Origin of the sequence: Stenotrophomonas sp. WHRI 8082, assembly GCF_040223995.2 — a bacterium.
GTDB lineage: Bacteria > Pseudomonadota > Gammaproteobacteria > Xanthomonadales > Xanthomonadaceae > Stenotrophomonas.
Genome location: NZ_CP167826.1, coordinates 816,386 through 838,987 on the forward strand (window position 1 = coordinate 816,386; position 22,602 = coordinate 838,987).

Consider the following 22,602-nt stretch of genomic DNA (forward strand, 5'->3'; position numbering starts at 1 on the left):
GCACAAGGATCGCCTTCCGTGACCAGCCCTCTTCGCAACGATCGTCTGCTACGCGCCCTGCGCCGCGAGCCGGTGGATCACACCCCGATCTGGCTGATGCGCCAGGCCGGTCGTTACCTGCCGGAGTACCGTGCGACCCGCGCGAAAGCAGGCAGTTTCCTGGCGATGGCGAAGAACCCGGATCTCGCCTGCGAAGTCACCCTGCAGCCGCTGCGCCGCTTCCCGCTGGATGCGGCCATCCTGTTTTCGGACATCCTGACCATCCCCGATGCGATGGGCCTGGAGCTGTATTTCGTCGAAGGTGAAGGCCCCAAGTTCCGGCACCCGATACGCGATACCGCCGCCATCGCCAAGCTGGCGGTGCCGGACATGGAACAGGAACTGCGCTATGTGATGGATGCCGTGCGGGTGATCCGCCGCGAGCTGGATGGACAGGTGCCGCTGATCGGCTTTTCCGGCAGCCCGTGGACGCTGGCCTGCTACATGGTGGAAGGCGGCGGCAGCAAGGATTTCGCCCGCATCAAGGCGATGGCGCTGAACCACCCGCAGGAACTGCACCGCCTGCTGGAGGTCGTGACCGATGCGGTGGTCGCCTACCTCGGTGCGCAGCGCGCGGCCGGCGCGCAGGCACTGCAGGTGTTCGATACCTGGGGCGGCGTGCTGTCGCCGGCGATGTACCGCGAGTTCTCGCTGCGCTACCTGCAGCGCATCTCCGCCGAGCTGGAGCGCGGTGAAGGCAGCGCCCGCACGCCGCTGATCCTGTTCGGCAAGGGCACGGGCCTGCATCTGGAGGCGCTGTCCCATACCGGTGCCGATGCGCTGGGACTGGACTGGACCCTGGACCTGGACGAAGCGGTGCGCCGCACAGGGGGGCGCGTCGCGCTGCAGGGCAACCTGGATCCCACCACCCTGTACGCCAGTCCCGAGGCGATCAGCGCGGCGGCGGGCCGGGTGCTCGATACGTATGCGGCCGGCAACGGCGGCTCGCGCGAGGGCCATGTGTTCAACCTGGGCCACGGCATGTCGCCTGACATGGATCCGGCCAGTGTGCAGGTTCTGGTCGAGGCGGTGCACCGGCTCAGCGCACGCTGATGTTTTACCCGGCATGGCGGTACGGCGCTTCCTGATCGCGCCGTTACCGCGGTTGGTCCATCATGTCGCCTCCCGGTCGCGCGGATCCAAGCCCGATGACGTCAAGCTACGCCTCCATCCGCCCCTTGTTGTGGCTGGTATCGCTGGCGATCTTCATGCAGATGCTGGACTCCACCATCGTCAATACGGCGTTGCCGGCGATGGCGCGAAGTCTGGGCGAAAGTCCGCTGCAGATGCAGTCTGTCGTTTTCAGCTACGCACTGGCCGTAGCCACCTTCATCCCGGCGTCGGGCTGGATCGCCGACCGCTTCGGCACGCGGCGTACCTTCCTGGTCGCCATCATCCTGTTCACCCTTGGCTCGCTGGCCTGCGCGTTGGCGCAGACCCTGCATCAGCTGGTCGCAGCGCGCGTGCTGCAGGGCATCGGTGGCGCGATGCTGCTGCCCGTCGGTCGCTTGGCCGTGATGCGCTCGGTACCGCGCGAAGACTTCCTGCGCGCGATGAGCTTCATCGCCATCCCGGCATTGATCGGCCCGCTGATCGGCCCGACGCTGGGTGGCTGGCTGGTCGAAGTCGCGTCGTGGCACTGGGTGTTCCTGATCAATCTGCCGATCGGCGTGATCGGTTATCTGGTCGCGATGAAGGTCATGCCTGACCACTATGCTGCCCATCTAAGCCGCTTCGATCTGCGCGGTTACGCGATGCTGGCCTTCGGCATGGTGGTGCTGTCGCTGGCATTGGACGGCATCTCGGGAATGGGCACGCCCCACGCGCTGGTGATGCTGATGACCGTCGCCGGGCTGGCCGCGCTGGCGGGCTACTGGCTGCACGCCGCCAATTCGACCGCGCCGCTGTTTTCGCTCGCGTTGTTCCGGGTGCCGAGCTACCGCATCGGCATCCTCGGCAACCTGTTCTCACGCATCGGCAGCAGTGCCATGCCGCTGCTGATTCCCCTTCTGCTGCAGGTGGGCATGGGCATGAGCCCGATGAATGCCGGCCTGATGATGATCCCCGTCGCTGCCGCCGGCATGGTGTCCAAGCGGCTGGCAGTGAAACTGGTGGAGCGCTTCGGCTACCGCCGCGTGCTGATGGTCAACACCGTGCTGGTGGGCATCGCCATGGCCAGCTTCGCGCTGATGGGGCCGGGCCAGCACTTGGGCTGGCGGCTGCTGCAACTGGCGTTGTTCGGAGCGGTGAACTCACTGCAGTTCACGGTAATGAACACGGTGACGCTGCGCGACCTGGATCGGGAGTTCGCCAGTTCCGGCAACAGCCTGTTGTCGATGGTGATGATGCTGGCGGCGGGGTTCGGCGCCGCAGCGGCGGGCAGCCTGCTGGCGGCATTCGCACCGCTGGAATCGCACGGCGCCACGGCCGCCCTGCACGCGACCTTCCTGTGTGTCGGCGCGATCACGCTGACATCCACGCTGATTTTCTGGCAGCTGCCGGATACAGGCCCGGACCCGAAGCAGATCGAGGAAGTCGCGGAGTGACGATTCGGGGGTTGGGGGCGGGTTGGGGGCGGGTTGGGCTAACGGGTTGGGCTAACGGGTTGGGCTAACGGGTTGGGCCGACCGATTGGTCTGACCGATTGGGCCTCTTGGTAGAGCCGACTTCAGTCGGCTGCTCCACCAATGCAGCCGACTGAAGTCGGCTCTACCGGGAGGCGGGAGCGGTCGGCGGCGCTAGCGGGCGGTCAGCGCGCGGGCGATGGCTTCGGCCAGCAGCTCGCCGGTCACCGGCTTGCGCAGGAACCCCTGCATGTCCGCCGCCGCTACCTGCTCGGCGAGATCGGGATCGGTGCGCGCGGTGACCGCCAGCAGGGGCAGGTCGTGGGCCTGGTTGCGCAGGTGCAACGCCAGGTCGAAGCCACTCAGGCCGGGCAGATCGAGGTCCAGCAGACCGATGTCGAAGCGGTCGCCGGCCATTTCGCGCAAGGCCGCGAGCGCATGTTCGGCATGCACCACCTGGTGCCCGCGGGCCGCCAGCAGGCCGGCGATGACCTCGGCCACGGTGGGATCGTCTTCCACCAGCAGGATGCGCAGCGGCGCGGCCGGTACGGCCACCGTGTGCGGCCCCTCGCCATCGGCGTGCCCGCTGCCATCCTGAAGCGGCAGGGGCAGCACCACGCTGAAGCACGTCCCGTTGCCCAGCTGGCTGCATACGGCAATGTCACCGCCCATCGCCACCGCAAGCTCGCGACTGATCGCCAGCCCCAGGCCGCTGCCGCCGTACTGCGCTGCGGTGCGTGCACCGTCGGCCTGCTCATAGCGGCGGAACAACCGTTTCTGCAGTTCGCTGCTGATGCCCGGCCCGGTATCGCTGACGTCGAAGTGCAGGCCCTGCCCGTCGGTGTCGCTGCGTGCGCGCAGGGTGATGCTGCCGCGCTGGGTGAACTTGACCGCGTTGCCGAGCAGGTTGAGCAGGATCTGCCGCACCCGCAGCGGATCGCCCTGCGCGCACAGCCCGATGGCCAGCTCATTCTGCAGCGTGAACTGCACGCCCTTCTGCCGAGCCAGCGGTGCGGTGAGCGCCTGGACATCGGCAAGCAGCAGGTTCAGATCGAATACCTGCGACTGCAGCTCCAACCGCCCCGACTCGATCCGCGCCAGGTCCAGCGCATCGTTCACCAGCAACAGCAGGTGCTCGCCCGCACTGCGGATGGACTCGGCATGGTTGCGCTGGCGCGTGTCCAGCGGCGAGGACAGCAGCAGTTCGGTCATGCCAAGCACACCCGTCATCGGCGTGCGGACTTCATGGCCCAGGTTCGCCAGGAAGCGCGTCTTGGCCGCCGAGGCCTGCTCGGCAACCTCCTGCTTGTGCACCGCCATCTGGTAGGCATGCCGGCGTTGCAGACGTCGCCGGTACAGCCAGGCGAATCCGCTCAGCAACAGCAGGCCCAGTGCCATCAGCATCAACACACCGGTCACGCTGCGCCACCACGGCGGCAAGACGTCGAACTCCAGCGTCTGCACCTTGGACCATACGTGGTCGGCCGAGCGCGCCTGCACCTCGAGCGCGTAATGACCGGGGGGCAGGCGTGAAAAAACACGCTCGCCACCCGCACCGGCATCCACCCAGTCCGGATCGTAGCCGCCCAACCGATATCGGTACACGTTGGACGCCGCATCGCTGAACGACAGCAGGCGCGCGACGATGTGCAGGTCGCGGTCACCATCTTCGATGACCATCGGCGTGGCGTGGGTCAGCTCGACCTTCCGGTCGCCACGGCTGACTTCGACACGCTCGATCACCAGCGGTGCCTGCCGGGTCGGCGGCCCCACTTTGAGTGGATCGAACAGCACCACGCCTGCCGGCGTGCCTGCCAGCAACTGGCCACTGCGGCTGGCCACCAGGGTGTTCTCGCGGAACTCCTGGCTGGGCAATCCATCATGCACGCCATACAGGCGCACGCTGGGCACGCGCGGATCTACCCGCAGCATGCCGCGTGGGCTGCTCGCCCAGACGATGCCCGTTTCGTCCACGGCCAACCCGTTGGCGGCGAGCGCCGGATACCCCTGCACCGCGCCGATCACCCGGTGCCGCTGCAGCGCGCTGCCGGTCCATCGGTGCTGGACCAGGCGCCCATCCTGCGAAAGCCAGACCTGGTCGCCACTGGCAAAGGCCATCGCATGGACCGCCCCGGCAGGACCACCGTCGACCAGGGCGAACACATGCAGGTGCGGATCCCATTCCTGCAGCCCTTGGCTGCCGGCCAGCCAGGGTTGCCCGCGCGGCCCACACTCCAGGCTGATGTTCAGCTGCCCCGCGCGCAGGCCACCCTCACCCAGCGGCACGCCCACCTGCACGCGCCCCTGCAGATCACGTGCCTGCACACCGGTCGGCGACATCGTCCACACCAGCCCGCCACATACCGCGATATCCTGGACATTGCCTTCCATCACCGCGTCGGCTCCGTCATCGCGGCCCCAGCGACGCACGCGTCGGCTGCCAGGTTCATAGCGCGCCAGTGCGTCCATGGAACCTGTCCACACGTTGCCCTGATCATCCTCGGCGACAGACATCAGCCAGTGGTTGCCATTCACCCAGGTCAGGTGCTGTTCCACCTTGCCCGTGGCCGGGTCCAGCTTGTCCAGTGCACCGTGGCCACCCACGGTCCAGACACCGCCGTCCGCGGCAGCGGCGGTGCCAAGCACGAAGGCGTTGCGCAACGAGGCCGGATCATCTTCAAGGCGGGACAGCACCGAGAACTGCCACCAGCGCGGCAGCAGGTGCCACAAGCCGGCGTTGAGGCTGGCCAGCCAGATGCCGCCTTCGCGGTCCTGGAAGGCGCCGCTCCAGTTCGGACGCACCCGTCCCCGTGCCAGCGCGCTATACAACGGAACCTGCTGGAAGCGCCCTGCCACCCCCCGTCCGAGACCCGACCGGGTATCCAGCCAATAGCCGCCCTGCTCATCGTGCAGCATCATGCCCAGCACCTGGTCGCCAGCGGGCACCGGCCACGGCGCCGGCTCGAAGCGGCCATCTGCGTGACGCACGATCACGCTGCCCAGCGTGTTGATCCACAGACTGCCATCGGCATCAGCGGTCATGCCGTTGATCATCGCATCGCCCAGCACGCTGTCCGGCGCGCGTTCGAAATCGTGTCCCGTCCATCTCGCCAGGCCGCGCTTGGTGCCCACCCACAGACTGCCGTCAGGCAGTGTCGCCAGGAAAGGCACGCTGTTGGACGGCAGGCTGCGGTCGTTGCCCTCTTCCGGCAGGAAGCGCTGCAGGGTGTCGTCAGCATCAATACGGTACAGGCCGCCTTCGTAGGTGCCGAACCAGATCGCCCCGTCCGGCGTGGACGCCACGCTCCACACGGTGTTGCTGGCCAGCAGCGGCTGGCTGTCACGGTCATAGAAACGCATGACCCGCCGATCAGCGGACAGCCGCACCAGACCTGCGTTTTCAGTCCCTATCCAGAGCTGGTTGCGCGCATCGGCAAGTACCGTCCAGATGCGGTTGTCGCGCAGCCCGTCTTCGGCCCGCCAGATCCGGTAGCTGCGGCCATCGAAGCGGGCGAGCCCGTCATTCGTGGCGATCCACAGATAGCCCAGACGGTCTTCCGCCATCCGGTTGACGGTGTTGGACGGCAGGCCATCGAACACGGTCAGCTGCCGCGGCGTCGGCGGAACCGGCTGCGCGATGGCCGGCAACAGGGCCAGCCATGCCGACAGCAATAGTGCCAACGTCCTACGCAAACGCATTGCCCCTGCCTGCTCCCCGTTGCCACTGCCCCCTGCGCAGCAGGGATGGACACCTCATGCCTGCGGTGCCCGCGACGGCTGATGGCTTGGATGGCATGGTAAACCGAAGGTGACGGTCTTCACGACGTGGAACCGCCGAAGCGTGAACTCCGTGTCACCTGCGTCATGGGAAGGCGCGACGCAGGCGCGCACGGGCAATCGCCCCGACCAGCAGGTCGCCCGTCACCGGCTTGCGCAGGAAGCCATCGAATCCGGCGTCCAGCACCTCTGCTTCGGCGTAACTGTCCGAACGGGCGGTCACCGCGATCAACGGGAACCGATGACCCATCGCCCGCAGCTGACGTGCCAGCCCCAGCCCGTCAAGGGCCGGCAGGTCCAGGTCGAGCAACCCGACTTCGAAGGACGAGGTCGCCGCCGCCGACAGCGCCGCCAGTCCGTGCAGCGCGTGTTCGACCTCATGCCCACGTGCGCTCAGCAGACCCTGGATCACACTAGCGACCGTCGGGTCGTCTTCGACCAGCAGGATCCGCAGGGACGGCAGCACGTCGGGCGAGGGCTGCGCCTCGGGCACGGGCGCCACGTCTTCGGCATGCCACGGCAGCGGCAGCAGCACGCTGAAACGCGCCCCGTGTCCCGGCAGGCTGTCCACGTCGATGGTGCCGCCCATCGCCACGGCAAGCTCCTGGCTGATCGCCAGACCCAGGCCGGATCCCCCGTAGCGCGACGCCGTCCGCGGACCGTCGGCCTGTTCGAATCGCTGGAACAAGCGCGCCTGTTGCTCGACGGCAATGCCCGGGCCGGAGTCCTCCACCTCGAACCGAAGGCCCACGCCGTCGCCGCCGGGACCGACGGATACCCCGACGTGGCCGCGCTCGGTGAACTTGATCGCATTGCCGAGCAGGTTCATCAGCACCTGCCGCACCCGCATCTCATCGCCGCTGACCGATATCGGACCGGTAAACGCCATCTCGCGGCGGAAGGCCAGCCCACGCTGGCGCGCGATGGGCTCCATCAAGGCCTGCACCTGGTCGAACAAGGCATCCAGCGCGAACGGGCGGATGTCCAGTTCCAGCCGACCGGCCTCGATCCGCGCCATGTCCAGCGCATCGTTGACCAGCCGCAGCAGATGGGTGCCGGCCTGGTGGATGGCGCCGGCGTAGCTGCGCTGCTGGTCATCCAGCCCGGTGTCCAGCAACAGCTCGCTCATGCCCAGCACGCCGGTCATCGGCGTGCGGACCTCGTGCCCCAGCGTTGCCAGGAAATGGCTCTTCGCCTGCGAGGCCTGCTCGGCCAGATGCTGCTTGTGCAGGCTCAACTGCCATTGCTGTCGCCGGCGCAGGCGCAGGCGGACGTACCACGCCACGCCAGCGACCAGCAGGGTCCCACCCACGCCGTAGGCCAGCAGTGCGACCCCGCTGCGCCACCAGGGCGGCAGCACCTGCACCTGCAGTGCCTGCACAGGCGTCCAGTCGCCGCCCGCGTGTCGCGCCTGGATCTCGATCTGGAACGCGCCGGACGGTAGCCGCGAGAGCGTGCGCTCGCCATCGGCGGCGGTGACCCAGTTGAGGTCATAGCCCTGCACGCGGAATCGATAGGCATTGCTGCGTGGATTTGCGAAGGACAGCAGCCGCGCGTTGATCTGCAGATCACGGTCGTCCGGCCCCAGCGTGATGGGCGAGCGGGCGGTGACGTCCTGCCAGCCCTCGCCATCGTCGCGGCGCACGTGCACCGAGGCGATGACCAGCTGCGAAGATGGCAGCGGCGCGTCGGCCCTATCCGGATCAAACCCGACCAGACCGGTCTGCGACACCGCCAGCACACGGCCGGCAGCGTCCTGTGCCGGCGGGCGGCCGGTGAACTCCGCGTCCGGCAGGCCATCGCGCTCACTGTAGATGCGCAGCTGGCGCTTGCCGGTATCCCAGCGCATCAGTCCGCGCGGGCTGGTCGCCCACAGCTGCCCCGCCGCACCGATCACCAGGCCGCCGATGGACACCGGCAGCACGCCTTCTGCTGCGCCGACCTGCTCACGCAACGTCAGGCTCTTTCCATCCCACTCGTAGCGTTCAAACGCCCCCTGGCGCGCCAGCCACAGGCTACGCGGGCCGGCCCAGGCCAAGTCGAAGATGGTGCCGCGCGAGACGCCCGGGATGGCGATGAAGCGGTCGTTCTGGAAGCGCAGCACGCCCATGTCGCCCACCACCCACAGCTGACCCTGCGGGTCGAAACGCAACTGCTCCACCGGAGCCTGACTGCGGCCGGGCAACGTCGCGCGAGGGAAATCGCGCAGCACGCGTCCCTGCGCGTCGCGCTGCTGCAGGCCGTGATTCATCACCGACAACCACACCGTGCCATCCGGTGCCTGCCGCATCAGGTCAATCCGCTGGCGCAGATCGGCACCGCCCTGGATCAGCCAATCGCGATGCGTCCGGCGCTTGGGATCGAACACGGTGATCCGGCCAGCCCGCCCCAGCCACAACGATCCGTCCGGTCGCGGCAGCAGTGACCATATCGCGCCACTGCCGATCTGCTCATCGCTCACCAGCAACGACAGCGTACCCCCGGCATCGAGCCGATACACCCCGTGCGCGGCGCCCACGAAGAAGTCGGTGCCGTCGCTGGCCACACTGAGCAGGTACTGGCTGTCCAGCGGCTTGCCGTCCAGCTGGAACCAGGTCGAGAAGCGCTTCCAGTCCGGCGGAAGATAGGCCAGGCCCTGCGTCAGCAATCCCACCCAGATGCCGCCTTCATGATCCTGCAGCATGTCCAGCACGCCGCTGTGCGCGGTCAGGAAGCCGCTGCCACTGTCGTGCTCGAGCCGCCGCAGCTGCCGGTCATCACCGCGCAGCAGCCCTTCGGAGCTGCCGACCCAGTAACCGCCCTGGCGATCGTGCAGCATCAGCGCCGCGCGCAGCGTGGCGGCCTGTGACCAGCCTGGTCGCTGCGCCCGGTCGTCGGCGCCGATCACGAACGCACCATCGCCCTGGGTACCCACCAGGACGCTGCCGGCTTCACCACGGCTGAGCCGTACCACCGACACATCGCCCAGCACATCCGCGCCGATACGATCAAACCCGCTGCCATTCCAACGCGCTACGCCCTGCTCGGTCCCCAACCACAGACGTCCGCGCTCGTCGACCACGCTGGAAAAGATCGTGTCGCTCGGCAGACTGTGCGGGTCGGCCGGATCATGCCGGAACCGGCGCAGCTGCCCCGTTTCGTCGCGGCGGCACAGGCCGAAGGCACTGGTACCCACCCACAGCGCATTCTCGGCATCGGCCAGCGTCCAGAACTGACCTTCGCAGGCCGCACTGATGTCGTTGATGACCTCGAAGGCTTGCCGCTCCGGCCCCATGCGGACCAGGCCCACCCCGTTGATCCCCAGCCACAGGCGATCACGGCCGTCGACCAGCATCGTCTCGATCTCATTGCCGGGCAACGACCCTTCCTGCAGCGGGTCGTTCCGCCAGGTCTGCAAGGAAACCCCGTCATAGCGGGCCAGCCCACCGTCGGTCGCGGCCCACAGATAACCCTGCGCATCCTCGGCCAGCGCCGTCACCATCCGCGACGGGAGCCCTTCGGCCGTACCGATGCGACGCAGGCGGGGCGTCTCCGCGCCGGCGGGCGCCGCCTGCGCTGCTGGCAGCAGCAGGCTGGTGAGCAGCACCAGCAGCAACAGCACCACCCTCTGTCCTTGACGCATGCCCTTCGCCATTCCACTTCCCTGGATACAACGATTGTCACACAGCCTTGACGAAGCGGCGTGCGGCAGGCTGCTCCGCAGGCCAGCGACGACACGCGCTGGCAGGCACGGTGCCATCCGCACCATGAACTGTTGCGGCCATGTGGCTGCTCGCGAAGCCAGCGGGGTGGGTATGATCGCTGCGTCCCCTGCAGGAGCTGCACGCGTGCTGCTACGTCTTACCCTCAGCCTGTTGTTGTCCGCCCTGCCCGGCCTGGCTGTGGCAGCCGATACGCTCTATCGCCTCGATCCGGTCCACACCCGGGTGCTGTTCGCCATCAAGCACGCAGGCTTTTCGAATGCCTTGGGTACCGTGTCCGGCAGCGAGGGCGAACTGTATTTCAGCCCGGACGACTGGGCCGCCGCGCGGTTGGACGTGCGCGTTCCCATCGCGCACCTGGACCTGGGCGACAGCAAGTGGAACCAGGCCGCCCTGGCGCGCAACCTGCTTGATGGCGAGCGTTTCCCGGAAGCCCGCTTCGTGTCGACCTCCGTACAGCCCATCGACGAAACGCACGCCCGCGTGTTGGGGGATCTGACCCTGCGCGGCGTGACGCGTCCCGTTACGCTGGACGTCACCCTCAACGCGCTCAAGCGCCACCCGCTGCCGCCCTTCCGCCGCACTGCCGGCTTTTCCGCCACCGCCACGCTGAGCCGCCGTGACTTCGGCATCACCGCGTGGTCGAGCGTGATCGGCGATGACGTGCAGCTCCGCCTGGAAGTGGAAGCCGTGCGCGACCGCAAGGGGGACGATGACGCCCCCGACACGGCACCGCCGTCCGGGTCCAAACCCCCGATCGACGCCACGCCGGCGCCCAGGAGCCTGCCATGAGCCGTCCCAATACCCAGCGCTGGGGTGGCGTCAGCCAGACCCTGCACTGGCTGATCGCACTGCTGATCCTCACCCTGGGCATCGTCGGCCTGACCATGGGCGAACTGCCGAAGACGCCGAAGTACTTCTGGGTGTACACCGCCCACAAGTCGCTGGGCATCACCGTGCTGACGCTGGTCGTGCTGCGCTTGGCCTGGCGTCTGTATGCCGGTGCGCCGCCCGCGGTGCCTGGCACGCCGACCTGGCAGGAGCGCATCGCGAGCGTGACCCACGCCTTGCTCTACGTGCTGATGTTCGGCATCCCGCTGTCCGGCTGGATCTACGACTCGGCCAGTGGCCTGCGGCCGTTCCGCTGGTTTGGTCTGGTCGACGTACCCAAGCTGGTCGCGCCGGATCCGCAGACCGTGGCCATTTCCCATGCGATCCACGAATACGGCTTCTGGCTGCTGGTGGCCGTCGTCGCCGCGCATGCCGGTGCCGCGCTCTACCACCATGTTTTCCAGCGTGATGCCACCTTGGTGCGGATGCTTCCGCGCGGCTGGATCTCCTCTCCCCAGAAGGATTGAACGATGACCATCAAACTGACCTCCCCGACAGTCGTTGCTGCCGCCCTGGCGTGCCTGCTTGCCGCCTCCCCGGCCATCGCCGCCGACTACGTGCAGGCACCGGGTTCCACCCTTGCCTTCGCGACCAAGTACGACGGCGAAGTCTTCGTCGGCACCTTCCCGGGCTTCACCACGCAGCTCAGTTTCGACCCGGCCAATCTGGCTGCCGGCAAGCTGGACGTGACGATCCCGCTGGCAGGCGCGAAGAGCGGCAACGCCGACCGCGACTCCACGCTGCAGGGAGCGGATTTCTTCGATGTGGGCAAGTTCGCCACCGCGCATTACCGTGCCAGTGGATTCCGCGCACTGGGCAACGACAAATACGCTGCGGACGGCACGCTGGAACTGCGCGGCGTCAGCAAGCCGGTCACCCTGACGTTCACCTGGACGCCGGGCACACAGCCGGTCCTGAAGGGTCAGGCGAGCGTCAAGCGACTGGAATTCGGCGTCGGCGGCGGTGACTGGGCCGATACCAAGACCATCCCGGATGAGACCGCGATCAGCACCGTGGTCAACTTCAAGGCCAAGTGACACCCTGCCATCAGGCTGCGGGCGTCCGGACATCCGGCGTCCGCCGCGCATGGCGCGGCACTAGCTACCCGGCCCGCAGCCATCCAGCGAGTGTGGCCGCATCGAACGGCCAGTCCAGCTCGCGTCTGCCGGCGCTGTCCCGCAGCACAGGCACCCGCGCGCCATAGCGTGTTTCAAGTTCGGGATCTGCCTCGATGAATACCGACTCGAGCCGGGGCACCCTTGCCTGCGCCAGCACGGCCAGCGCCAGATCACACAGATGGCAGTCGTCGCGCTGGTACAGGATGAACACCGGGCCCGCTCCGTATGGGTTTGCTGCGCCGCAGCCAAGGAACCGCCGCGTCAACCGCTAGAATAGCGGCTTTCCCGGTACCTGCAGCACGGCATCCATGGCAGTCAGCACGTTCGACGTATTCAAGATCGGCATTGGCCCGAGCTCTTCGCACACCGTAGGGCCCATGAAGGCGGCCGAACGGTTCGTGCATCGCTGGCTGCTGGATCCGGGCAGACTGCAGGATGTGGTGCGCATCCGTGCGGACGTCTACGGATCACTCGCGCTGACCGGGCGCGGCCACGGCACGGACAAAGCCGTGCTGCTGGGACTGGAAGGACAGCGCCCCAACCTGATCGATCCGGACATCATCCCGGCGACGCTGGAGCGTATCCGCACCAGCAAGCGGCTCAACCTGATGGGTCAGCACGAGATCGTGTTCGATGAAAAACGCGATCTGGGACTGAACAAGCGGCAGAAGCTGCCCTATCACACCAACGGCATGCGCTTCACCGCCTTCGATGCGAACGACGAGGTGATCGCCACGCGCGATTATTATTCCGTCGGCGGCGGCTTCGTGGTCAACCAGGACGATGCCGCCGATGATCGCATCGTGCCCGATGAGACCCCGCTGCCCTACCCCTTCAAGAGCGGCGACGAACTGTTGGCGCAGACTGCGCGCAGTGGGCTGAGCATCGCCCAGTTGATGTTCGAGAATGAGAAATCCTGGCGCAGCGAGGACGAGATCCGCGAACTGCTGCGCGAGATCTGGACGGCCATGCAGGCATGCGTGGCACGTGGCATCCGCCAGGAGGGCGTCCTGCCGGGGGGACTGAAGGTGGGCCGTCGTGCACCGGCGCTGTATCGCGAGCTGTCATCGAAACCCGAAGCGGCGATGCGTGACCCGCTGACGACGCTGGACTGGGTGAATCTGTATGCCTTGGCGGTGAACGAAGAGAACGCCGCGGGCGGTCGCGTGGTCACCGCACCGACCAATGGCGCGGCGGGCGTTCTGCCATCGGTGCTGCATTACTTCGATCGCTTCTGCCCGGGCGCCAATGAACAGCGCATCTTCGATTTCCTGCTGACGTCGGCGGCGATCGGCATCCTTTACAAGGAAAACGCCTCGATCTCCGGCGCCGAAGTGGGTTGCCAAGGGGAAGTCGGGGTGGCGTGCTCGATGGCGGCCGGCGGGCTGGTCGCGGCGTTGGGCGGCAGTCCCAGCCAGATCGAAAATGCCGCGGAAATCGGCATGGAGCACAACCTTGGATTGACCTGTGACCCTATTGGCGGACTGGTTCAGATCCCCTGCATCGAACGCAATGCGATGGGAGCGGTGAAGGCGATCAACGCCTCACGCATGGCGATGCGCGGCGACGGCAAGCACAAGGTGTCGTTGGACAAGGTCATCAAGACCATGCGCGATACCGGCCGCGACATGCAGGACAAGTACAAGGAAACCAGCCGCGGCGGCTTGGCGGTCAACGTCATCGAGTGCTGACGGCGGGTGGTGCCGAGCGTGGCTCGGCGCTACCGGATGGATGCGAGGGTTCGACAGGGTGATGTTTGGCGCTGCGGTATGCTCGGCCTCCCCTTCCATGGAGACCGCCATGCGCCTGCTGGCCGCCGCCCTGATCGCTTGCTGTCCTGTCGCTGCTACTGCCGCGGATGTCTACGGCCCCCGCCTGGAGGGGTTTGATTACCCCTATCCGGTAAAGACGTTCGCATTGGAATCCCAGCGCCAGCCGCTGGAGATGGCTTACCTGGACGTCGCTCCAGCGCGGTCACCGATTGGCACCGTGGTGCTGCTGCATGGGAAGAACTTCTGCGCCGCCACGTGGCAGGAGACCATCAAGCCGTTGCTTGATGCCGGATACCGGGTCATCGCACCGGACCAGATCGGCTTCTGCCGATCCAGCAAGCCTGCCGGCTACCAGTACTCGTTCGGCCAATTGGCCGCCAACACCCACGCCCTGCTTGAGCAGCTGGGCGTGCAGCGGGCGCATATCGTCGGCCATTCGATGGGCGGCATGCTGGCCGCGCGCTATGCGTTGCTGTATCCGCAGGCCACCCAGTCGCTGTCACTGGTCAATCCGATCGGACTGGAAGACTGGAAAGCCCTCGGCGTGCCGTGGCGCAGTGTCGATGCGTGGTATTCCAACGAGTTGAAGACAACCTTCGATTCGATAAAGAAGTACCAGCTGGACGTTTACTACAGCGGCGACTGGCAACCCTCGTTCGAGCACTGGGCGCGCATGCAGGCCGGCATGTACGCCGGCGCAGGCAAAGAGGCGGTGGCCTGGAGCCAGGCGCTGACCTCGGACATGGTGTTCAACCAGCCGGTGGTGTACGAACTGAAGAACATCCGCGTGCCGACCACGCTGTACATCGGCCAGAAGGATCGGACCGCGATCGGTCGCGACCAGGCGCCACCCGCGCTCAAGGCGAAGCTGGGCAATTACCCGCTGTTGGGCAAGGCCGCCGCAGCGGCCATACCCGGTGCACAGCTGGTGGAATTCGCCGACCTGGGGCATTCGCCACAGGTGCAGGATCCGGCGCGGTTCAATGCTGCGCTTATGCGTGCACTGGACGACCAGCAGTAGCAGGGATACGGGGCGCACATACCGTGGGCCCCATACCGGCAGGTTGGTTCAGCGCTTGATTGCCAGCACACCCACCTCGTTGAAAGCCGTCTCGCCCACTACGCGCAGATACCATGTTCCGGGACGCGGATTGTTCACGATGATGACCTCCGCATTGCCTGGACGCGTGGAACGGTACTGTGCAGTGTCGGCGTCCGGCTTGACACCTTCCGAGGCGTACAGGCTGACATCGCCGCGGCCGCCGACGGTGCGCAGGTTCAGACTCTTCGTGCCCTCCGGCACGTCCAGCATGTAAAGGCTGGACTGTCCGGCAGCTCCGTTGACCCCACTCAGCACGACACCACTGGACAACTCCGGGATCGGCAGTTCCGGCAATGGGTTACCCAGTGCCAACTGCACCGCACGCCCGGCGTCGACCAACCCTGCACCGATGGGACGGTCAGCAGGGGGTTGCAAGGGGAATGGACGCACTGATTGGACCAGCAGTTGCCTTACCTGATCCGGTGTCAACGCTCCCCGACCCGCCCCGACTGCAGCGGACTGCATGAGGGCGACGATGCCGGCAACATGGGGGGATGCCATGGACGTACCCATCATGCCGACAAGGATGTCTTTTCCTGCCACCGTGTCGCCGTCATTGCCGGTGGACCAGATCGCCCCCTGCGAGATGTCGCCTGAGGAGCTGGTATCTCCGCCTGGCGCGGCCACATCCACCAGCGGCCCGTAGTTGGAATAGCTGGCCATGGCGCCGTCGATGCCGGTCGCACCTACGGTGATCACATTGCGGCAACTGGCCGGACTGTACAGCGCCGCGTTTGCTGCTTGGTTTCCGGCGGCTACCACCACCGTGGTGCCGCGCTTGACGGCCAGATCAATCGCTTCCTGCGTTGCGGAATCATCAGCGCAGCTGCCGCTGCCACCCAGACTCATGTTGATCACATCGGCCGGCGTGGGATTGTCGGGAATCCCTTCGACATGGCCACCTGCCGCCCAGACGATGGCGTCGGCGATATCCGACGTCAAGCCACCGCAGTGCCCCAACGCGCGGACGGGTTGCACTTTCGCGCCCCATGCCGTGCCTGCCACACCCCGGCCATTATTGGTCATGGCAGCTACAGTGCCGGCGACATGCGTACCGTGCCAGCTGCTGGGCGAGGGATCGCCACACCACTGCATGGTCTCATCGATCCAGTCACCCGGGTCGGTCGCATCGGGATCGCGGCCGTCACCGTCACCTGCAACATCGGGGTCGTCGGGTGATTGACCATACGAAGAAACGAAGTCGTAACCGGGAATCAGGTTGTCTTTCAGGTCGACATGCGGCGTCGAGCCCGTATCGATCACGGCAACCACCACGCCTTCGCCGGTGCTGTCTCCCCACGCCTTGGGTCCGTAGATACCCCCTACCGTATTGAGCAGGTCCCATTGGTAGATGGGCAGCTGTGGATCGTTGGGCATCAAATCCAGGGCGTACTTCCGCGTATCCAGCTGCGCGTACAGAACGTCGGGATCCTTGCGCAGTTGTTCAAGCAACGCCTGGGTCTGTTCAGAGCGAAGGACGCGCCCAGCGCTGATGATGTCCGCACCAGTGGCGCTTCGGCGCAGACTGCGCAGCGTGGACATCGACCGTGCACTGGATGCACCAAGCCCACGACTTGCAGCGGCCATCAGGCTCGCCTGTACGCGGCTGCGATCGCGTGCGGGGGCACTGCCGGGTTTGTATTTGACGATCAGCTGGGTGGATGCCTGCCTTGCCGGCAGTTGTCGCAGTGGCTGGACCTTGCGGCCGATCGTGAGATCGGCGGCCATCGCGGGGCCGGCCAGCGTACCCAGGGCAATACCTGCGGCAAGCGCGCAGGAGCAGAGAGACACTTTTTTATTCATCATGTTCTATCCGTAACAGGCCACTGAATCGCCTGCTTGAGTGAAGGCCGCCCTTGCAGAGCGGCCCAGAGATCACAGGTCGATGCCGAAACCCACGCCGGCAGAACGGTCACTGCCACTGAACGCACCGCCGAGGCTGATGCTGGCCCGCTCCCCTACCTGCTTGCCGTACCCAACGGAAAGGGCTTGCTGCCCGTTCTGCCAACCGGCACCTACCGCCACGCGTCCACGGGGGCTACGACTGCCCGAGGCGTTGATCGCCATGTTCATCATCGCGGTGCTCATCGCGCCTTGGCGGTCGATCCGACGATCCTGCTGGCGCAGACGCTGATCCACACCCTGTGACAGGTCGAGGAAACGGTCGTCCAACTCCTTGTAACGCGAGTCGGTGTAACTACGGGCCGATGCGAGAGTCTGTGCGTCGCCCGTCTTGACCTGCCCGACATTGGCTGCATCGGTGTCTGCCGTGCCCGTGCCTACGTGGGTGACCCGACGTGGCTGAGCGTCGGTGCCGACCGACACCGTTCCGGTCTCCTCGGCGACGGACCCTTTACCGATGGCCACCGAATCTGGCGCACTGCCAGCAGCGATCAGGCCGTTGTCTGGATCAACACCGCCGCCACCGCCACCGACGGGAGGAGGCGTAACACCGGTTTCAAGCGCGCCCACTCGCGTGTCCAGCTTGCCCAGTGCGTTGTCGAGCGCTCCAAAGGCGCCCCCGACATTGTCGTAGCCCGCCCCGCCTATCGTATAAACCGGCCTCACCAGCATGCCGTCGGTGCCAAGTTGCGCGCCACCGCCCAATGCATGCGCAACACCTTGCAACTGCGAGACATTGACGGCGTCCCGGTCAGCGATACCCGCCTTGAGGTTGCTGATGGTGGTGCCCTGCTCGCCAGCCAGGCCGATGCGCGCCTTGCCTTCATCGTCGTAGCGCACTGCCGTGGCGGTGACCTCGCCGACATCGGCCATGGCTGAATCGAGCTGACGCTTGTTGACCGCATCGGTCGCCTCAGTCCCATCGGCGACATTGGTGATCTGTCGTTCGGCGCCTGCACTGCCTACCGATACTGTGTTTACCCGATCGGCCTTGCTACCCGCACCGAGTGCGACCGAACGGTCAGCACTGGCCTGGGCAGAATCACCCAAGGCAACCGACTGCCACGCTGAGGCTTTGGCGCTGGGTCCGATCGCAATGGTGTTGTAGTTACTGCTCGACGCAGATTCACCCATCGCTATGCTGCCGCTGCCGGATGCGTTGGAAAATGTCCCGATACCGATGGACGACACACCCGATGCCGCGCTGAAGACACCCAGCGCTGAGGAATACAACGCGCTTGCTTCGCTGTAGCGGCCTACTGCCTGTGAGGAAATTCCACTGGCTACAGCACCGTAACCGATTGCCGCCCCACCGCTGCCACTTGCATTGGAGTGGGCGCCGAAAGCCAGACCCGTGTCACCATCGGCGTGCGCATTGAAACCCAGCGCCGTGCTCTGACCACCGGAGGCCGAGGATGCTGAACCGATTGCGACACCGGCACGGCCCGTTGCCTGCGCGCCCGCACCGAATGCTGAAGAAAAGGGACCGCTGGCCACCGTGTTGATGTCAACGGGTCCGTCGTTGATCGACCCCCGGAACGTACCGCCAACGGCGGTGCTGGAGTCGGCGGTCCCCGCGGCACCGCTGCCGATGGCCAACGCATCATGGCCAATGCTCGACGCGCTGCTTCCTATGCCAATCGCCCCGTCGCCGTAAGCCAATGCTTGTGATCCCATGGACAGCGCACCGGTTCCCAGAGCGTTGCTCTGCTGACCCACTGCGACCGCACCTTGCCCGTCCGCGACAGCCTGCGGCCCCACCGCAGTAGCACCGTCACCGCTGGCCAGCGGATCCTCACTGCCATCAACTGCCGAATCCACCGCCAGGAATCGCGTGGTTCCCGCCTTTGCTTCGACCGCCTTCAGCTGGGCCACGTTCACTGCATCGTAATCTTCCATACCGGCCGCTACATCGGTGATCTGCCGCTGCATCACTCCGTGGGCGTCGCCCAGGATGTCGAACCACTCCTGCGATGCGCCCACCGATACCGCATTGGGGCGCGTTGCCAGCGATCCGTAGCCGAGGGCCACGCTGCCGGTGGCCTGCTCCTGGGTCCAGGCGTTGCCGATGGCGACACTGCGATCTGCATACGCAATCGCCATGGTGCCTATTCCGGTCGCGTACTCCCCATGCGTGTAAGACAGCTTGCCCACGGCCACACTGCCCAGGCCATCGGACACGCTGGAGCCGCCCACTGCCAGTGCCGCGCTGCCAGTGGCTTTGGCGCCGGCACCCAGCGCGACGGCCTGGAACGCTCCGGCCTGGCTGCTGTCACCCAGGGCCACGCCAAACGCCCCGCCCGCCGCCGCGCCAGTACCGACCGCCAGCGCGCTCCATTCCGACGCCTGTGCCCTCGAGCCCAGCGCCATCGATGACAGGCCGGTGGCCCGTGCCTGGGGCCCCAGCGCCGTGGCATTGGCATAATCGGCCAGGCTGTCGGCACCGATGGCGATGTTGTTGCTCAACGTCGCGGGATTCTCCGTACCCATCGCACGCGCGTTGCTGCCCAGCGCGATGCTGTTGGCCCCCGTGGTGACGGCCTGCTGGCCGATGGCCGTGCTGTTGTTGCCTTGGGCCCTGCTGTCCGCACCGATGCCTACCGCACGGTCGCCGAAGGCGGCGCTCAGCGCCCCCAGGGCAACCGCATCGCTGCCCAACGCGCGCGCAGACTGGCCTACGGCCATGCTGTTGCTGCCGCTCGCTTGGGTGTTTTCCGCCACGCACAGATCACACACGTACTGACCGCCGATGGCGATCGCGCCATCGCCGCTGGCGGTGGCCAGGTACCCCGTGGCGACGCCACGGAAACCCGATGCGCTGGCGCTGGTACCCAGCGCGACTGCCCCGTCGCCGGCGGCCTGGCTGTCCATGCCGATGGCGGTGGAGAAATCCCCCTCTGCCGCGGACTGCAATCCCACGGCAATGCCTGCGGCGCCTTTCGCGTGCGACTGCGTACCCAGCGCCACCGAGCTGTTGCCCTCGGCGTTGGCCAGCCCACCGGCGGCCACGCTGGCATACCCGCTGGATGACGACTGCGAGCCCACCGCGACCGCACCGGCACCGGATGCCGCGCTGCCATCGCCGACCGCGATGGCTGACTGCGCCGAAGCGGCTGCCCCGGTACCCAGCGCGATCGCATTGGTCGCCTGTGCCTGGGCCATCACACCCACTGCCAACGCACCGTCACCGCTTGCGCTCGCATCGTCGCTCCCATCGTCCTTGCCATCGACATCCACATAACCCGAAGCAGTGGATGTGGTGGGCAGTGTTGAGGCGTCCGATGCCATCGACGCCCACGCCGGCACCAACAACGCACCGGCTACCAGGCAACGCACCACGCGTCGTCTCTGACCTGTCCCGCGGCCCGGCGAGGCCAGCTCCGAGGCCACGACCAGTTGCTGTAGCGAGCGACTCCACACACGGCTGAAAATCCTGTTCATTCATCACCTGATGAGTTGAAGGGCAAGGCACTCCCGTCCCGCAGGCAGGCAGCGCAAGGCGCTGCACTGGATCGCAGGTCCAGAAGCAGAAGGTGTGCACGTCCCAGCAACTTGAATGCGCGAAAACTGAAAGCGCGCTGCAACGGCGCGGATGAACGTACTGTTCAGCCACAATCGTTGTCACGCACGCAACCTCACCAAATACTCGCCATTTCTCACCGTCACCGCGACGACGCATGCCATGACGAGTCAGTACGCATCGCGCTACCTTTCCCCAGCCGAGACAACGAAGCGCCCTTGGGCGGCGCTGTCCAGCGCATGCTCCGGCACGCTGGTCGTGCAGTTGCATCTGCTGCTGTTGCTGCATGCAGGCGTGCAGCTGCTGGATGGGGGATCGATGCTGTCCATGAGCCCGTTGCCCCCGCACTGGATGTCGATTCTGTTGATGGCCTTGCTCGCCACGACCAATGCCGTGCTGTGCGCGACGTGGGTTGCGGCTGGACGCGTGCGCTCGGGCGTGGGCACGCTGGTGGTCGTCAGCCTTGTCAGCAGCCCGCCGACCGCGCATTGGATGGGCTTTGCGACCGCTGTGCTGCATCCCGTCACCTTGCTTCTTCTGCCGCTGCTGGCGGGCCTTGCGGCAGGAAGGGCCGCGCTCTGGTCCGTCTGGTGCGCCCTGCTCTGCCTGCTGGCACTGAACAGAGAAACCACGCCGCTGTGGTGGGCGGCGGGATACACCCTGCTGACGCTGGGCATCGATGGCGCGCTACGGATGCGCACCGTAGAGCAGGCACGCCGGCGCCACGACGCCGCGCGGCTGCAGCAGGAAGTGGCACGTTGTACGGATCTGCGAGCACGCCTGCATCGCGCCGAAAAGCTGGCGGTAATGGGCAACTTGAACTGCGGAATCGCCCACGATTTCAATCACGTCCTGGCGCTTTTGCAGGGCTTCCGCGACCAGGCGCAGCGCCGGTCGAGACAGCTGCCGCCGGACGAGGAACTGGACAATGCCCTGCAGGGAATGACCCATGCGGTGCAGCTCGGCGAACATCTGAGTGGTGCGTTGCTGCGCGTCAGTCGCCTGGATGACACGCGCCCCGAGCGGTTTGACGCAGGCTGCGCGCTGCTGCAGCTGCGGCCGCTGCTGGAGCCGCTTTTCATCAACCGCAGCCAACTGCGTCCGCCGGAAATCAGCACTAAGGCAAGCCTGTACATGGACCGCAGCGAGTTCGCGCTGATGATCCTGAACCTGGTAATCAATGCACGTGATGCGCTGCGACCCGCTTCGGCCGACCATGTGCGCATCGAGCTGGACCGGCACGGCGATCAGGTGGAAATCTCGGTCCGCGACAGCGGTCGCGGCATGCACGCGCTGCAACGGCAACGGCTGTTCGATCCCCTTTACACCGGCCGGACGACTGCTCGCGGCCACGGGCTTGGGCTGATGCTGGTGCAGGAGCGCGTGACCGCATACGGCGGCACGATCAGCGTGCACAGCGTGTTGGGCGAAGGCACCGACGTGCGACTGCGGCTGCCTGCGGCCTAGGGCGCGAACACGTAGCCCTGTCCGTGCACGGCGAGCAAGGGAAAGCGATGGCCACTGGCGGTCGATATTTTGCGCCGCAGACGATGGATCAGCGAGTCGAGCCGATGCGGATCAAACGTATGTACATCACCTGTCAGCAGGGCAATCAGTGCATCGCGGCCCACCACTTCACCGCTGCGTGCGATCAGGCAGTGCAACAGCGGGCGCTCACTGCGGGTGAGCGCCATCGTGCGGCCGCAGGGAGCCAGCAGGCGCCAGCCGTCCGCATCCAGCTGCCATCCTCCGGTCAGCGCGTGCGCCTGCGCGGCACCTGCGTGGCTATCGGCCAAGCGCCGACCGACGCTGTGCAGCGTGGCCGCCAGCAACTCGATCTTCACCGGCTTGACCAGATAGGCATCGGCGCCGTCGACCAGACCACGCATCTGGTCGGCCAAGGCGCGGCGGCCGGTCAGCATGACGATCCCGACACCGGGCAGCTGTAATCGCAGCGACGGCGCCAGCTCGAAGCCGTCAGCGTCTGGCAGACCCGGATCCAGCACGATGAGGTCCGGAACCGCCACGCGCAGTGCCTCCTGCAGCGCCGCCGCCGTGCCGACACCGTGGGCCTGGAAGCCATGCTCGCGCAGGCCCGGCAGCAGGATGCGCTCACGCAGAAGGCCGTCATCTTCGACAACGATCAGCCGCAACGCGGAAGAATCAGATAGGTGCACGTGCTGCCCTTCAACAGATCAACGCACTGCATCCTAGCC

14 protein-coding genes are annotated in these 22,602 nt (G+C 66.4%); 8 read left to right on the forward strand and 6 right to left on the reverse strand.

Annotation, left to right across the window (positions count from 1 at the left end; translation table 11 throughout):
- Positions 1 to 18 precede the first annotated feature (18 nt).
- Both hemE and mdtD read left to right on the forward strand, forming a co-directional pair.
- Positions 19 to 1,092, forward strand: coding sequence for a uroporphyrinogen decarboxylase (gene hemE, locus ABRP17_RS03625; RefSeq protein WP_192080225.1), 1,074 nt, complete (start codon positions 19 to 21; stop codon positions 1,090 to 1,092).
- 95 nt (positions 1,093 to 1,187) lie between these two features.
- Positions 1,188 to 2,585 (forward strand): multidrug transporter subunit MdtD, encoded by a 1,398-nt coding sequence (gene mdtD, locus ABRP17_RS03630; RefSeq protein ID WP_349986215.1) that lies wholly within the window; start codon positions 1,188 to 1,190, stop codon positions 2,583 to 2,585.
- A 192-nt stretch (positions 2,586 to 2,777) separates the two neighbouring features.
- Here the strand turns inward: mdtD and ABRP17_RS03635 are convergent, their stop codons facing one another.
- Positions 2,778 to 6,302 carry an ATP-binding protein gene (locus tag ABRP17_RS03635; protein WP_349986214.1) on the reverse strand — a complete coding sequence of 1,175 codons (3,525 nt, stop codon included), beginning with the start codon at positions 6,300 to 6,302 and terminating at the stop codon, positions 2,778 to 2,780.
- A 163-nt stretch (positions 6,303 to 6,465) separates the two neighbouring features.
- Complete coding sequence (locus ABRP17_RS03640) at positions 6,466 to 10,002, reverse strand: ATP-binding protein (protein WP_349986212.1); 3,537 nt, start codon at positions 10,000 to 10,002, stop codon at positions 6,466 to 6,468.
- Positions 10,003 to 10,174: 172 nt separating this feature from the next.
- Between ABRP17_RS03640 and ABRP17_RS03645 the strand changes: the two genes are divergently transcribed.
- From ABRP17_RS03645 to ABRP17_RS03655, 3 genes are read left to right on the forward strand one after another with little or no spacing between them, the layout of a single operon-like run.
- Positions 10,175 to 10,873, forward strand: coding sequence for a YceI family protein (locus tag ABRP17_RS03645; protein WP_372486882.1), 699 nt, complete (start codon positions 10,175 to 10,177; stop codon positions 10,871 to 10,873).
- Positions 10,870 to 11,439: a cytochrome b gene (locus ABRP17_RS03650; protein ID WP_349986211.1), complete on the forward strand. Its 570-nt coding sequence runs from the start codon at positions 10,870 to 10,872 to the stop codon at positions 11,437 to 11,439. The genes ABRP17_RS03645 and ABRP17_RS03650 overlap by 4 nt, the downstream gene beginning before the upstream one ends.
- A 3-nt stretch (positions 11,440 to 11,442) precedes the next feature.
- Positions 11,443 to 12,009: a YceI family protein gene (locus ABRP17_RS03655; protein ID WP_349986209.1), complete on the forward strand. Its 567-nt coding sequence runs from the start codon at positions 11,443 to 11,445 to the stop codon at positions 12,007 to 12,009.
- Between the two features lie 64 nt (positions 12,010 to 12,073).
- Here the strand turns inward: ABRP17_RS03655 and ABRP17_RS03660 are convergent, their stop codons facing one another.
- A complete protein-coding gene (locus ABRP17_RS03660) occupies positions 12,074 to 12,301 on the reverse strand; it encodes a glutaredoxin family protein (RefSeq protein WP_349986208.1) in 228 nt (75 codons plus the stop codon).
- Between the two features lie 97 nt (positions 12,302 to 12,398).
- Between ABRP17_RS03660 and ABRP17_RS03665 the strand changes: the two genes are divergently transcribed.
- On the forward strand, positions 12,399 to 13,781 hold the full coding sequence (locus ABRP17_RS03665) for an L-serine ammonia-lyase (RefSeq protein WP_349986206.1): 1,383 nt from the start codon (positions 12,399 to 12,401) through the stop codon (positions 13,779 to 13,781).
- A 109-nt stretch (positions 13,782 to 13,890) separates the two neighbouring features.
- A complete protein-coding gene (locus ABRP17_RS03670) occupies positions 13,891 to 14,883 on the forward strand; it encodes an alpha/beta hydrolase (protein WP_349986205.1) in 993 nt (330 codons plus the stop codon).
- A gap of 48 nt (positions 14,884 to 14,931) precedes the next feature.
- Here the strand turns inward: ABRP17_RS03670 and ABRP17_RS03675 are convergent, their stop codons facing one another.
- Both ABRP17_RS03675 and ABRP17_RS03680 read right to left on the reverse strand, forming a co-directional pair.
- Entirely contained in the window at positions 14,932 to 16,770 is a 1,839-nt protein-coding gene (locus ABRP17_RS03675; RefSeq protein ID WP_349986204.1) for a S8 family peptidase, read from the reverse strand.
- A gap of 69 nt (positions 16,771 to 16,839) precedes the next feature.
- Positions 16,840 to 20,307: an ESPR-type extended signal peptide-containing protein gene (locus ABRP17_RS03680; RefSeq protein WP_349986203.1), complete on the reverse strand. Its 3,468-nt coding sequence runs from the start codon at positions 20,305 to 20,307 to the stop codon at positions 16,840 to 16,842.
- Positions 20,308 to 20,548: 241 nt separating this feature from the next.
- On the opposite strand from ABRP17_RS03680, the gene ABRP17_RS03685 reads away from it, so the two are divergent.
- Positions 20,549 to 21,853: a HAMP domain-containing sensor histidine kinase gene (locus ABRP17_RS03685; RefSeq protein WP_349986201.1), complete on the forward strand. Its 1,305-nt coding sequence runs from the start codon at positions 20,549 to 20,551 to the stop codon at positions 21,851 to 21,853.
- Here ABRP17_RS03685 and ABRP17_RS03690 read toward each other — a convergent pair.
- Positions 21,850 to 22,563, reverse strand: coding sequence for a response regulator transcription factor (locus ABRP17_RS03690; protein ID WP_349986199.1), 714 nt, complete (start codon positions 22,561 to 22,563; stop codon positions 21,850 to 21,852). The two genes, ABRP17_RS03685 and ABRP17_RS03690, sit on opposite strands and share 4 nt — an antisense overlap.
- Positions 22,564 to 22,602 lie beyond the last annotated feature (39 nt).